Below are 13790 nucleotides of genomic sequence, written 5' to 3' on the forward strand. Positions count from 1 at the left end.
ATGACACCCCCTGAGTTGGCGGTCGAGGTGCTGGCGAATGGGGCGCCGGCGCGCGCCGGCGAGTTCGCCGTCGAGACGGAGTGGCGGGAAGCCGAGCCCGGCTGGCGTGTGCGGGTGACCGTCACGAACCGCGGCGACGCGACCGTCGACGCGAACGTGCGGGTCTCGGCGGCCGTCGCGGATGCGCCCGACCCGTGGTGGCTCATCCCCGGAGCCTTCTACGGTGAGAACCGCCCGGCAGAGAACACGCGCGCTTTCCCACGGTTCGAGATCGGCGCCGACAGTGCCGAGGCGCACGCTGCACTCGTCAGCGACGCCTGGGAGTTCCGGGCCGACCGCGCGGCGACTCCGGCGGTCTTCGTCTGGGGCGCTCCCGGCCGGGGCGGTCTGGCGCTCGCCGCACGCGAGTCCACCCCACTCGGCATCACCGGCGTGGGGCTCGCGCACGACTCCGCCACCGGAGAAGCGCGCGCGACCCTGACTTTCCCGTATCGGGAGGGTCCGGTCACCTACTACGGCGACGAACGGCCGCGACCCACGGATGTGTCGACCCACCGTTTGGCGCCCGGCGAGACGGTGTCGGTTCAGGTGCGGGTGTTCGAGCTCGACGCCGACCGGCACGGCTACGCCCCCATCCTGCGCGCCCTCCACTCCGAAGCCGAGCCTGACGCCCCGCTCGAGTCGTGGGTGGATGTGCCCACCGCGGCCGACCTCGCGGCCGAGGGTCTGCTCCGCTGGCACTACGACCCCGATCCGGGCGTGCTGCTCGAGACGGTCGGGTTCGACCGCGAGGTGAGCGGCCGGGACGGGCAGAGCGTCGACAGGCAGGCGATGCACGTGGGGTGGGTCAGCGGCATCCCGTGGGCTTACGCGCTGCTGGCCCACGGTCTGCGCACCGCAAGCGAACCCGAGGTCGACGCCGGCCGCCGCGTGATCGACTTCATCGCCTCGAACCTGTCCCCGTCGGGAACGTTCTGGGGCGTCTGGTACCGCGAACACGGCTGGACCCAGAGCTGGACGGAACTGAAGCGCGGGCTCCACTCCCGCACCCTGGCCGAAGCGACACTGTTCCTGCTGCGCGCGCAGGCACAGGACCCGCACGAGCTCTGGGAGGCGGCCATCCGGTCGAACCTCGACGTGGTGGTCGGGCGTCAGCGCTCCGACGGCAACCTCGGCTCGATCCACCACGCGGAGACGGGAGAGGTGCTCTCCTGGTCGGGCGCATCCGGTCTCACCTGGATAGCGGCGCTCGTCGAGGCGGCGGATCTGGATGCGCGCTACCTGCCCGCCGCTGTCGCCGCCGGCCGGTACTACGAAACGTTCGTGCACCGGGAGTTCATCCACGGCGCCCCCGAAGACGTCGACCTCGCGCCGACCTCCGAAGACGGGTACGCCGCCGTGCTCGCCTACGTGGCGCTGCACCGGGCGACCGGCGACCGGCGGTGGCTGGATGTGGCCAGACGGGCAGCCGACTGGATGCTCACCTTCCGCTACACCTACGACGTGAGCTTCGAGCGCACCACTTTGCTCGGCGTCTACGACTTCCGCACGCGCGGCGCCGACCAGGCGTCGCCGAGCAACCAGCACCTCCACGCCTACGGACTGGTCTGCACGGCCGAGCTGCGCGAACTGTCCGCGATGCTCGGAGACCCGCACTACGCGGAGCGCGCCGATGAAACTCTTGCGTGCTTCCGCCAGTTCGTCGCCCGGGCAGACGGCGACTTCAACGCGTACCGCGGGATGGTCAGCGAACGGTACTACCAGACCGAGTGCTTCCAGCCGAAGGGCATGCTCCTCACGCTCTCGCACGCCTGGTCGGTCGGCGTGCTGCTCCTCGCCTGCGAGCAGACGCTCGCCGGCTGAGGTCGCTCGCGTCGCGCGCTCCTCCCCATCCTCACCGCCATATGGCATCGTTGCCACAACCGAGCGACCGGTTGCCAAGTGCCCGGAACGAGCGTACAAAACGATCAGGTAACAAATCCGCTACTTTGGCCCGGAACCACCTTGTGGAATGCCCGAAACTTAGGCTATTTTTCGATGTGGGAAGGATTCCATATTTTCGAACTCGGAATCCCGGACCTCTTCGCACGGGCGACGACGCCCGCAGCGACTCCATCGAAGGGAAAACAGATGAAAAAGAGGCAGACCGCTCTCGCGGCTATGGCTCTCACCGCCTCGGTGGCGCTTCTCGCCGGGTGCAGCTCCAGCGGAGGAACCTCGTCGAGCACTTCGTTCTCCAAAGACGCGAAGGGCGCGCTCAGCGCCTGGGGCTTCGACAACGCCGACGACGTCGGCACGTCGCGTCTCGACTACGCGAAGAAGCAGCTCTCCGACGTCACCATCAAGATCGATCAGACGCCGTTCGACGCTCAGAAGTTCACCACGCGCGTGGCCAGCGGCAACACCCCCGACGTTGTGCAGATGGACCGCCAGTTCGTGGGTACCTACGCGGCGCAGGGCCTCATCATGCCGCTCGACCAGTGCTTCTCCGCACACGACGTCGACCCCAAGAAGGCCTACTACTCGTCGGTGATCGACGACGTCACCTACAAGGGCGACGTCTACGCGGTTCCGCAGTTCTACCAGCCGCCGGCGATCATCACCAACGAGCGCGTCATGAAGGCTGCCGGTGTCACCGACGCCGACATCGACACCTCGAAGCCCGACACCCTCATCGCCGCCATCAAGAAGATGTACAAGGCGTCGGGCGGCAACCCGTCGGTGCTCGGCTTCGACCCGGTCGCCGGCGGTGCCGCGGGCCTGTGGGTTCTCGGCTACGGCGGTCAGATCATCGGCAGCGACGGCAAGCCGACGCTCGACGACTCGAAGAACGAGAAGGGCCTCGAGGTGCTCAAGCAGATCACCGACGCCCAGGGCGGTTACGCCAAGGTGAAGAGCTTCACCGACTCGTTCGACACGTTCGGCGAGAACAACCAGTACGTGAAAGACCAGGTCGGCGCTCAGATCAACGCCCAGTGGTACGTCAACGTGCTGACCCCGTTCGTGTCGAAGGTCGACATCGGCGCGGTTCCGTTCAACGGTCCTGACGGCAAGCCCTTCACCGTCGCATCCGGCACCGCCTTCGTGATTCCGGCCGGCGCCAAGAACAAGGACGCCGCGTGCGCCTGGGCTCTCGACCTGACGAACCTGCAGGCTTGGGAGGCCGCCGGCGCGGCCCGCGCCAAGACGCTCGAGAAGACGCCCGGTGCGATCAACACCGGACTCTTCACCGGTTCGCCTGAGGCCGATACCACGCTGCGCGACAAGTACATCAAGCCCAGCGGAAACGCCGGGTTCGACAAGGCCATCTCGACGTACTACGACGTCGTCGGCAGCGGCAAGTCGTTCGGCTCCTCCCCGGCGGGACAGCAGATCCAGACGGAACTGAACAACGCGGTGCAGTCGGTGCTCCTCGGCAGCAAGTCGCCGAGCGAGGCTCTCAAGGATGCCCAGACCGCATCTATGCGTGCCTACGACCAGTCGGTCAAGAGCTCCAAGTAGCCCCACCCCATCCCCACCAGTAAGGGCGGCCTCCCCCGGGAGGCCGCCCTTCCTGCATCCCGGGGGTCTGCCCCCACCCCCCACCCAGCCCGGCTACTGTTCGTGCGAAAAGACGGGTTCGGGATGCGCGAACTGCACTTTTCGCACGAACCCTCGCGCCCGGGGGATGGGGGCTGGGGGCTGGGGGCTGGGGTTGGGGCTAGAGGCGCACCGGGGGCGCGTTGAGCGCGGTGACCGTGATCTTGCGGTCGGTCGGCGGGACGCCGCACCAGTTCAGGCCGACCTCGCGGGTCTCTCCAGGCAGCAGGACAAGGTGGTCGTCGGCCGGCACCAGCCAGCCGGGCAGGCCGGGAAGGCGCGTGTCGTGGATGCGCACCACCGGCGCGAGTGCATCCCCGGCGTTGTGCAGCCTCAGTGTGTCGCCATGCAAGGTCGCGTCGATGACCGTCTCGGGCATCCGGATGAGCGGGGCCAGCGACTCTTCTGCGCTCAGCACGGTGCGGTGGTGCGCCCGGCGCTCCCCGGATGCGTCGACGAACGCCAGGTCGAGCACGAACAGGCCGGTCGCGACATCGACCAGCGGCACCGCGAAGTCGGCGACGTGCACCGACGCACTCGCCGGAACGGTCACGTCGACCTCCAGCGTGTCGAGGATGCGTCCCGCACCGTCGAGCGCCTGAGCCACCAGCCGCCCGGGTCGTGGCACGGGGTCGGCGTTGGCCGCCCACAGCCGCAGTCCGGCCGTGCCCAGGCCGCCCCAGGCGATGCGGTCGTAGGCCGCCGACAGGGCGAGGGGGGCGTACGCCGCGCGCACTGCGGTGAAGAGGTGCTTCGGGCGTCCGTGGTAGTCGACGGCGGCCGTCGAGCCGACCATCGGGAACGGCTCGTTGAACTGCCAGGGGAGGGAACCGCTGTTGCCGAAGGCCCGGCGCCGGTTCGATTCGATCGCGTACCGCACCCCTTCCGCCTGCAGGAACTGCGTGGCAGCGACGAGCCGGTCGAACGCGATGCCGGTGAGGTCGAGGCCGCCGAAGTACTCGCCCCACTGCTCGGGCCGCACCCACCAGGCGCTCGTGTGCCGCCAGGTCGGCGACTGCGCCTGCGCCAGCGTCCACTCCTCCTCGGGCAGTACGGCGCGCGCCGTCTCCGGGTTGGTGATCGCTTCGGCGCCGATCTCGCTGTGGAACAGGGATGTGCCGATGTTGTAGAGCGAGTACTGCTGCTCGAGGCCCTGGTACAGCCACGGCCCGTGCACATCTTGCAACCCGCCCGGGTCTTCGCGGATCGAGTTGGGTCCGTTGAACGGTTTGCGGCCCCGGGCCGAGGTGGGCAGCCAGACCGTGTCGGGGTCGAGCTCGGCCGCGACGGACTTGAGCGCCCCGATCACGGGCTCGGCGTCGTCGAGCGGGATCTTGTCCAGGCCTTCGAGCTCGTTGCCCGCGCACCAGAGTGCGAGGGATGCGTGATGGCTCACGAGCGGCACGATCTCGCGCGCCTCGGCGACCACCGCCGACAGGTACTCGTCGTCGCTCGCCGGCTTGCGGTCCGTTGCACTGCTGGTGAGCAGGAACTCCTGCCACACCATGAGTCCCAGCCGGTCGCACTCGTCGTAGAACTGTTGCGTCTCGATGCGCCCCACCCCGTTCACGCGAACCAGGTTGGCGTGCGAGAGGGCTGCGAGCTCGAGCAGGTGACGCACCTTGTGCGGCTGAGGGTCGGCGTAGAGGGCGTCGACGGGCACCCAGTTCCACCCGTTCACGTAGATGCGGCGGCCGTTGACCACGAAGACGTAGGGGGGCGCATCCGGTTCGGCGCCGTCATTGGGTGCCAGTTCGATCGACCGCAGGCCGACCGTGCGGCTCACCGTCACCGGCGACGCGCTCCCGTCGCCCACGGTCAGCTGCACCTCGTAGAGGGCTTGGTCGCCGTGTCCGTTCGGCCACCAAAGCTCCGGCTCGTCCACGGCGAGCGTGGCGGAAGCACGGCCCTCCGCGTCGACCTGCGTGCGGGCCTCCGCGACGACCGCGCCCGAGCGCAGCACCCGCGCCAGCACGGGCGCATCGTTCGCGGCCGAACCGCTTGCCCGCGCCTGCACGTCGATCATCGCGCTGATCCGATCGGCCGCCAGTGTCGGCGTCACCCGCACATCGTCCACGAACAGGGCCCCGGATGCGAGCGTCACGTCACCCACGATCCCCAGGTCGATCAGGCGCGGGCAGAAATCCCACCAGTAGCCCATCCGGGTCTTTCGCGAGCGCACGAGGGACGTTCGGCCCATCTGGTCCTGTTCCCGGGGAGCGGGGGCGAGCACGATGAGCAGGTCGTTCGGCTGGTCGCTGCTCACCGCATCGGTCGCGTCGAAGGAGATGGGGGTGCTCATCCCTTCGTGCCGGCCGAGCTCGCTGCCGTTCAGGATGAACCGGGCCGCGTAGTCGACGCCGCCCACCGTGAGCCGCCGGCGCTCGCCGGCGCCGAGGGGCTCCGCCTCGAACCGCGTGTGGTAGACCCACGTGCGGTCGGCGATCCACTCGCAGGCGAGGCTGTTACGCCCGACGAACGGGTCGGGCGCCAGACCGGCGGCCACGACGGCCCGCTGCACGCTGCCGGGAACCGTCGCAGCGATCCAGTCGTCCGGGTCGCCGAGGGCTGCGTCGGCGATGTCGTCGCGCACCCACCCGCTCGGCAGAAACTCTTTCAGACGCCACGTGGTGGTCGCGCTGAGGTCGATGGTGGGCATGTGCATCCTTTGCGAGCTGGTCAGACATGTGCGAGCCGGTCAGACGTGCGGGCTGAGCTGAACGGAGGGATGGGGGCAGGCAGTGCGCACCGGGAAAGTCGGAAGCCCCGGGGCCGATGTTCCCGGGGCTTCCACGTTGTGCGCGACGCACGGTCGGGTGCTGCCGCCTAGCCTTTTCGGCCCTGCGAGGCCACGCCCTCGATGAAGTACCGCTGGCCGAAGGCGAAGAGTAGCAGCATCGGGATGGTGACGATGAGCGCTGCGACCATCACGTACTGGTAGTCGCCGTGTCCGCCGTTGGTCGGGCTGAACGTCGTCATGGCATAGGAGATTCCGAGAGGAACCGTGAACCCTTCGACGCCGCCGCCGTTCAGGTAGATCAGCGCCGCCTGCAGGTTGTTCCAGCTGGCCTGGAACTCGAACAGGAAAATGATGATGAACGACGGGATGCTCAGCGGCATCGCGATCTTCGTGAACAGCTTCCAGTAGCTCGCGCCGTCGAGCCGGGCCGCCTCGAACAGCTCCCGCGGCAGCCCCAAGAAGAACTGCCGCTGCAAGAAGATGTAGAAGGCCGAGCCGAAGAGGTTCATGCCGAACAGCGGTATCCAGGTGCCGATGAGCCCGAGGTTCTTCCAGATGAGGTACTGAGGCACCATCGTGACCGCGCCGGGCAGCATCATGGTCGCGAGCACCAGACCGAAAAGCAGCGTGCGGCCCGGGAACTTGAAGTAGGCGAAACCGAACGCGACGATCGAGCTGGAGATCGCGACGAGACCGGCGGCGAGCACCGCGATGACGATGCTGTTGCCGATCCACGACAGCAGCGGAAGCTGGTTCCAGACCTCGAGGTAGTTCTGCGGGGTGAACGTCTTCGGCCACAGGGAGTTGTCGAACACCTCCTGCCGCGGTTTGAAGCTCGCGGCGAGCAGCCAGGCGAACGGGTACAGGAAGAGCAACCCGAACACCACGAGCACGATCCACAGCACGACCTTGCCGATGACCGACTTCGGCTTGTACCAGCGGTCCTTCTTGGTGCGCGTTCCGCGGTTGCCTTTGCCGCCGACGCCGACGCCGTCGAGCTCGTTGGCCAGCGCGGCTACGGCTGGTGCGGACTGAGTGGCGGACGACATCACTTGTCTCCTTCGTAGTAGACGAGGCGGTTGCTGAACTTCACCTGCACCAGCGTGATGAGCAGGATGATGATGAACAGCAGCCAGGCCATCGCGGCGGCGAAGCCGAAGTTGAACTGTCGGAACGCCTGCTGGAAGAGGTAGACGCCGTAGAAGAGAGACGATTCAGGCGAGGCGTTGGTCTGGTCGCGCCAGAACAGCAGATACGCCTGGTCGAACACCTGCAGCGCGGCGATGGTGAGCACGATCACGTTGAAGAAGATCGAGCTGGAGATCATCGGAACCGTGATGGTGAAGAACTGCCGGATGGGCCCCGCTCCGTCGAGCGACGCCACCTCGTAGAGGTCGCGGGGCACGTTCTTGAGCGCGGCCAGGAAGATCACCATCGTTCCGCTGACGCCCCACAGGGTCATCAGCACGATCGAGGGCTTCACCCAGTTCGGGTCGATGAGCCACTGCGGCCCCTGGATGCCGATGACCGCGAGCGCCTTGTTGATGGCGCCGGTGTTGCCGTTCAGCAGCAGCAGGAACACGGATGCGGTCGCCACTGCCGGCGTCATCTTCGGCAGGTAGTACAGGGTGCGGAAGAATCCGGCGCCGCGACCCACGCGGTTCAGCAGCATGGCGAGGAACAGCGCGAACACGATCTCGAGCGGCACGGCGAGCACGGCGTAGAACAGCGTGTTGCCGAGCGAGAGACCGACCTTGGGATCGTTGAAGAGTTCGGCGTAGTTGTCGAAACCGGCCGGTGTGGCGGAGTTCGTCGCCAGGTTGTAGTTGCTGAACGAGATGACGAGGCTGTAGACCATCGCGCCGAGCGTGAAGATGAGAAAGCCGACGATCCACGGGCTGATGAACAGGTATCCCGCGATCGCTTCGCGCCGGTTGTACTTCTTGGCGCGGGGCCTCGGCTTCTGGGCTCCGGATTCCGGAGCGCTGGTCTTGGTCAGGAGCGCCATCTCGATCCCTCCGCGTTCGAAGCGTCGTAGAGCTCGATCGTCTCCATTGCCGCCCTTTCGTGTGTTTCCCCCGAGGGTGGTCGGGGATGTGGCATCGTTACCACATACCGGCGACTATAAGCCTTCGCGCGGCTCGGTGCAACCGGGTGAGCGGGAGTGGACGGCTAGGGTGGATTCGCCGGAGCGCCCGGGGCGTTCCCGGCGCGTCGGGGAAGGGCAGTGCATGAGCGAGAACGAGCCGCCGGAGTTTCCGAGGCGGGCGACGCTGAAAGATGTGGCGCGGGAGGCGGGGGTCTCCCAGTCGACGACCTCGCGCGCGCTGAGTGGTGAAGGATACGTCGCCGCCAGCGTTCGCGAACGGGTTCTGTCTGCTGCCGAGGCGCTCGGCTATGTGCCGCACGCGATGGCCCGCAGCCTTCGCAAACAGGACAGTCAGACCATCGGGGTTCTCGTCTCCGACCTGCGCAACACGTTCTACGCCGACCTCGCCGCGGGCATCGCTTCGCGCGCCCGTCGCGAGGGCTACACGATGATGCTCGTCGACGACCGCGGTTCGACCGAGGCGGAGCTGGACGCGGCCCGGGCGTTCGTCGCCACCCGGGTCGCCGGCGTCATCGTCACCCCGCTGTCGGGCGAGGTCTCCGACTACCTGCTCAAGCAGCACATCCCCGTCATCGAGGCGGACCGGCAGTTCTCCGAGGGGCGCTGCGACGCCGTCATCATCGACAACGCGGGCGTCGCCAGGCGCATGACCGACCACCTCATCGACCTCGGCCACCGCCGCATCGCCCTCTTCATCGACGAGACCACGTGGACGACCGGTGGCGAGCGCGCAGCCGGCTACAACCGGTCCCTCGCCGAATCGGGCATCGAGCCCGACCCGTCACTGGTGATCTCGACGGGCTGGGATGCGATCGGCGCCCGAAAAGCGGCCATCGACATCCTCGCCCGGCGCGACCACCCCACCGCCATCTTCGCTGCCAACAACCTGCTCGCCGAAGGCGTGTGGCGCGCGACGAACGATCTCGGCCTGCGCATCCCCGACGACGTGAGCATCGTCTCGTTCGACGACTCCCAGTGGATGAGCATGGTCAGCCCCGGCATCACCGCCGTCGCCCAGGATGCGATCGCGCTGGGCGAAGCGGCCATGGATCAGCTGCTCTCCCGCATCCACGAACCCGGCGGCGAACCCGTCACCACCGTGCTCGAGGCCCAGGTACTGCCCCGCGGCTCCACCGCCGCCCCGCGCCCCGCCGCCTGAGCCGCGGCCGGCTCCGGCGCCGAGTTGCGCCAAATGCGCCTTAAACGCGCCCGTAAAGGCGCATTTGGCGCAACTCGATGCTCTGAGCGCAGGGTGGAATCGTTCCCACATGTGAGAGAGGATGAGGGGCGCGCGACCATGGCGAGAGTGGCGACAGTGCGCAGCGAAAGGGATGACAGTGACGGACGACGCCCACGACCCGACCCAGCACGAGACCCACAGCCCGACCCAGCACGAGGCCCAGGCCCCGACCCACCACGAGACCCACGACCCGACCCAGCACGAGACCCACAGCCCGACCCACAACGAGTCCAACCACCCGACCCACCATGAGACCCAGCCGCCGCAGCGCGTGGAGGTGCTCGTCTACGGAGCCACCTCCGCTGGGGTCGCGGCCGCAGTGGCCGCCGCCGAGGCCGGAGCCCAGACGCTGCTCGTCGAGCCGGGCCGGCATGTGGGCGGCATGACGAGCGGGGGCCTCGGCTACACGGATGTCGGCGACGTGCGTGCGCTCGGCGGGGCGGCTGAGCGATTCCGCCGCGATGTGGCGGCGCACTACGGCGTCGAGCCGGGGCGGTTCGCCGGTCCGGAGCCGCACGTGGCCGAGCAGATCTTCACCTCGTGGTTGGAGGCGGCGGGCGTGGATGTCGTGTTCGAGGAGCGGGCGACCTCGGTGCAGTTTGCCGCCTCGCAGGCGGGCCCGGTCATCCGCGCCGTCGGATTCGACTCGGGACGGATCGTCGAGGCGGGTGTCGTGGTCGACGCCTCGTACGAGGGCGACCTGCTCCCGCTCGCCGGCGTGCCGTACGCGGTCGGGCGGGAGGACCGCACCCTCTACGGCGAGCGGTTCGCCGGCCGCCGGGAGGTCGTGCCGGGCATGCACAACATGCCGCCGTGGGTGTCGCCGTTCGTCGGCGACCCGTCCGGGCGCATCCCCGGCCCGGTGCTGCCGCAGGTGCGCGACGTTCCCCTCGCCGAGGTGGGGTCGGGCGATGGCGGCGTGATGTCGTACGGATACCGTGTGTGCCTCACGACCGCGGCCGACCGCATCCCGTTCGAGAGGCCGCTCGACTACGACGAGAGCTACTGGGAGCTCGGCCGCCGCCTGTTCGCGCGCGACCGCGCTGCAGGCCAGGAGCGTTCGGCGGGCCGGATGCTGGGCCTCGAGCCCAATCTGCCCGGAGGCATGGCCGACGGCAACTCGCTCGGGCCCTTCTCGCTCAGCGTGCTCGACGGAAGCGCCTGGGAGTACCCGGATGCGAGCCCCGAACGCAGGGAGCAGCTGCGGCAGCGCCACCTCAGCCACACCCGCGGGTTCCTCTACTTCTTGTCGACCGACGCGAGTGTTCCGGCCGGCATCCGCAAAGAGTTGGCGCGCTGGGGCCTGCCGGCCGGTGAGTTCGCCGACACCGGCCATCTGCCGCATCAGCTTTACGTGCGCGAGGCGCGACGGATGCTCGGCGACCGCGTTCTCACCGAGCACGACCTGCTGGCGGGCACGATCTTCGATGACACCGTGGCGCTCGGTTCGTACCACATCGACATCCGGGAGGTTCAGCGCACGTGGCGAACGGTGCACGAGCATCCGACGCCGGTCGGCCTGGTCGTGACCGAGGGGTATCTGTCGGTGCCGGTGCCTGTCTACGGCATCCCGTACCGCTCGCTGACCCCGCAACGGGAGCACTGCGTGAACCTCCTGGTGCCCGTGTGCCTGTCGGCGTCGCACGTGGCGTTCGCCTCGGTGCGAATGGAGCCGCAGTACGAGATGCTGGGTCACGCCGCGGGCATCGCCGCAGCCCTGGCGGTGGCCGAGGGATGCGCCGTGCAGGATGTTCCGCACGACCGCCTGCGTCAGCGGCTCGTCGACGCCGGACAGAAGCTCGAAGTGCGGTAGCGCACTCGAATACCGCGTGTCAATCCCCCTTCTTCGACCGGCGCGGACGACGGCGATAGGGCACACTCGTAAGCATGGGAAAACTCGTCTACGGCGCAGGTCAGGAGTACGACCTCGACGATCGCGTGCTGAGTCATGTCAAGCTCGCGATCGTGGCCAAACTGCGGCGTCACGAAAGCTTTCTCGTGAACTGGGAGGTGCCGGTCGAGCAAGGCTCCGGCCGCGTCTCGCTTTGGATCAGCCGCGAGGTTCCGCTTTCCTTCCAGTTCAGCGGGAGCAGACCGCCGGCCCTGAACCCGAGGTGGCTCGAAGCGTTGATGCACACGTCGCAGCGCACCGGGGGAATGGTGGTCATGAGCGAAGACGAGGCAGAGGCACACCTGCCCGGTTAGGGGCTCGTGCTGAGCGGCTCTACGGTGCAAGGATGAGGAAATGGGCACTCTGATCTATGGAGCCAGTCAGCAGTACAAATTCGAAGACCGGCTGCTGTCGCATCTGAAGATCGCGATCACCACGAAACTTCGGATGCACGAGGGCTTTCTCGTGAGCTGGGAAGTCCCGGTCGAAGACGGCTCGGGCCGGGTGAGTCTCTGGCTCTCGCCCGCCATCCCGGTGCAGTACGTCTTCGAGCATGCCACGCCGCCCGCCCTCAACCGCGACTGGCTTGACGCGATGATGCAGTCCGCCTCGAGCGCGCGCGGCCTCATCGTGATGGCCGAGGATGAGATCGCGCAGTATCTTCCTGCCGGCGCGGCGGCTGCCACCCCCGCGCCCACGCCCCAGCCATAGCGTCAGTCGCGCAGGCGGCGCAGCGCCTTCTCGGCATCGCGCAGCGCGGCCTGCGCCGGCGTGATGCGTCGCCGCAGCTCGCGCTCCGCCGCCCGCGCCTCGGAGAGCTCCGCTTGCACGCGTTCGAGCCGGCGGGAGAGGTCGTCGCGTTCCGCCTCGAGGTCGCTGCGGCGGTCGACTTCCTCGTCGAGTTCGTCGTCGAGGGTGTCTGCGGCCGCACGGGCGCGCTCGACGGCCTTCTCGGCGGTGCGGATGCTGCGCTCCCGTTCCCGGCGCTCGGCCGCGGATTCCCCCGGCGCCTCAGCGGCGGGCCGCTTCTTGCCCGGCCCGCTCTTCGCCGGCTGCCCGCCGGGACCTGCGTGCCCGCCGACACGGCCGTGCCCGCCGGCGCTGTCCGACAGCGGCCGCACATCGCCGACCTCGACGGGCAACGCGACGGCGTCGCCCACCTCCATCTGATCGACCCCGGTCGATTCGAGAGCGCGGAGGAGGAAACCGCTGCGCACGGCTGCCGCGGCAGCTGGATCGATGACGGCAGCCTGCAGCGTCTCCTCGATCTCCCGTTGCACGGTGGCGCTCGCCCCGCCGACGGCCTTCGTCGCCTTCTGCAGCAGACGTTGGCGGTCGCCGGTGAGGGTACGAATGGCGTCGCGGTCGCGAGCGGCGAAGGCGTCGCGCATCCGGTCGCCCACCTCCAGCACCGACTCGATGAGGTCGGGCTGTCGGCGCACGAGGGCGTTGATCGCCGCGGCCGAGGCAGATGGCTTACGCAGCGCGCGGATCTGCTTGGCGAGTGCCTTGTCCGATTCGCCGCCGGCCGCCGTGTTGCGCGCCGCCGTGAACTCGCCGGGCTCGAGACCGTACAGCTCGTCGGCGACTTCTTTCATGCCCATGCCGCGAGTGTACGACCCGGCGTTCTCAGTGGTTGCGGAGGGCGCTGATCAGCTGGGACTTGTTCTTCTTCGAGTAGCCGCTGAGGCCGAGCTCTTTGGCCCGCTTCTTCAGGTCGGGCACCGTCCAGTCGTCGTAGGAGCCGGCCTCACCGCCCTTGCGGCCGACCGAGGAACGCCCCTTCGCCGCGGCGGCGTTGGAGATGCGCGCGGCCTTCTCCTTGGAGTTTCCTTCGTCTCGGAGGTCTTCGTACATCTTCTGATCTTTGAGCTGGGGGTTCTTGCCTGGCATCTGCTCCTCCTTCGTTTCATCGCGGAGAGTACGCGCAGCGCGGGCGACAAGAAACCCCCGGATGCTCGCATCCGGGGGTTTCTGCGTTCACTTCGCCGATCAGACCGATCGGCGTCCGCTGATCATGCGGACAAGCCACACGATCACCGCGAAGACCAGGAGGATGATACCCACCCACAGCAGCCAGTTGAGGGCCTGCACAAACCCTCCGGTGAACAGAAGCACGATCGCGACGATGGCGATGATGATGAGCAGTATGTTCATTTTGCCGATTCCTGCTTTCTCTTGGCGGCCGCCCTGCACGGGGTCTCCTGAAGGGTTTCCTGAACGGCCGGAA

General features: G+C 68.1%; 12 protein-coding genes. 6 read left to right on the forward strand and 6 right to left on the reverse strand.

Annotation, left to right across the window (positions count from 1 at the left end):
* Both ACFVWR_RS05655 and ACFVWR_RS05660 read left to right on the forward strand, forming a co-directional pair.
* Positions 1–1863 (forward strand): hypothetical protein, encoded by a 1863-nt coding sequence (locus tag ACFVWR_RS05655; RefSeq protein ID WP_387208899.1) that lies wholly within the window; start codon positions 1–3, stop codon positions 1861–1863.
* A gap of 267 nt (positions 1864–2130) precedes the next feature.
* Positions 2131–3501, forward strand: coding sequence for an ABC transporter substrate-binding protein (locus ACFVWR_RS05660; protein WP_387208901.1), 1371 nt, complete (start codon positions 2131–2133; stop codon positions 3499–3501).
* Between the two features lie 199 nt (positions 3502–3700).
* Here the strand turns inward: ACFVWR_RS05660 and ACFVWR_RS05665 are convergent, their stop codons facing one another.
* The 3 genes from ACFVWR_RS05665 to ACFVWR_RS05675 all read right to left on the reverse strand — a co-directional run bounded on the left by ACFVWR_RS05665 (position 3701) and on the right by ACFVWR_RS05675 (position 8327).
* Positions 3701–6238 (reverse strand): glycoside hydrolase family 2 protein, encoded by a 2538-nt coding sequence (locus tag ACFVWR_RS05665; protein WP_387208903.1) that lies wholly within the window; start codon positions 6236–6238, stop codon positions 3701–3703.
* A gap of 167 nt (positions 6239–6405) precedes the next feature.
* Complete coding sequence (locus ACFVWR_RS05670) at positions 6406–7368, reverse strand: carbohydrate ABC transporter permease (protein ID WP_387208905.1); 963 nt, start codon at positions 7366–7368, stop codon at positions 6406–6408.
* A complete protein-coding gene (locus ACFVWR_RS05675) occupies positions 7368–8327 on the reverse strand; it encodes a carbohydrate ABC transporter permease (RefSeq protein WP_387208907.1) in 960 nt (319 codons plus the stop codon). The genes ACFVWR_RS05670 and ACFVWR_RS05675 overlap by 1 nt, the downstream gene beginning before the upstream one ends.
* A gap of 223 nt (positions 8328–8550) precedes the next feature.
* Here ACFVWR_RS05675 and ACFVWR_RS05680 point away from each other — a divergent pair, with 223 nt between their 5' ends.
* The 4 genes from ACFVWR_RS05680 to ACFVWR_RS05695 all read left to right on the forward strand — a co-directional run bounded on the left by ACFVWR_RS05680 (position 8551) and on the right by ACFVWR_RS05695 (position 12271).
* Positions 8551–9588 carry a LacI family DNA-binding transcriptional regulator gene (locus tag ACFVWR_RS05680; protein ID WP_387208909.1) on the forward strand — a complete coding sequence of 346 codons (1038 nt, stop codon included), beginning with the start codon at positions 8551–8553 and terminating at the stop codon, positions 9586–9588.
* Between the two features lie 178 nt (positions 9589–9766).
* The gene (locus tag ACFVWR_RS05685) at positions 9767–11482 is read left to right on the forward strand and encodes an FAD-dependent oxidoreductase (RefSeq protein ID WP_387208911.1); all 1716 of its coding nucleotides are present in this window, start codon (positions 9767–9769) and stop codon (positions 11480–11482) included.
* A gap of 74 nt (positions 11483–11556) precedes the next feature.
* The gene (locus tag ACFVWR_RS05690) at positions 11557–11874 is read left to right on the forward strand and encodes a hypothetical protein (RefSeq protein ID WP_387208913.1); all 318 of its coding nucleotides are present in this window, start codon (positions 11557–11559) and stop codon (positions 11872–11874) included.
* A gap of 40 nt (positions 11875–11914) precedes the next feature.
* A complete protein-coding gene (locus tag ACFVWR_RS05695) occupies positions 11915–12271 on the forward strand; it encodes a hypothetical protein (RefSeq protein WP_387208915.1) in 357 nt (118 codons plus the stop codon).
* Between the two features lie 2 nt (positions 12272–12273).
* Here the strand turns inward: ACFVWR_RS05695 and ACFVWR_RS05700 are convergent, their stop codons facing one another.
* The 3 genes from ACFVWR_RS05700 to ACFVWR_RS05710 all read right to left on the reverse strand — a co-directional run bounded on the left by ACFVWR_RS05700 (position 12274) and on the right by ACFVWR_RS05710 (position 13717).
* Entirely contained in the window at positions 12274–13164 is an 891-nt protein-coding gene (locus ACFVWR_RS05700; RefSeq protein ID WP_387208917.1) for a hypothetical protein, read from the reverse strand.
* 25 nt (positions 13165–13189) lie between these two features.
* Positions 13190–13453, reverse strand: coding sequence for a Rho termination factor N-terminal domain-containing protein (locus tag ACFVWR_RS05705; RefSeq protein WP_387208919.1), 264 nt, complete (start codon positions 13451–13453; stop codon positions 13190–13192).
* A 99-nt stretch (positions 13454–13552) separates the two neighbouring features.
* On the reverse strand, positions 13553–13717 hold the full coding sequence (locus tag ACFVWR_RS05710; RefSeq protein ID WP_271177576.1) for a hypothetical protein: 165 nt from the start codon (positions 13715–13717) through the stop codon (positions 13553–13555).
* Positions 13718–13790 lie beyond the last annotated feature (73 nt).

It is taken from the genome of Leifsonia sp. NPDC058292 (assembly GCF_042880955.1).
In the GTDB taxonomy this organism is placed as follows: Bacteria; Actinomycetota; Actinomycetes; order Actinomycetales; family Microbacteriaceae; genus Leifsonia.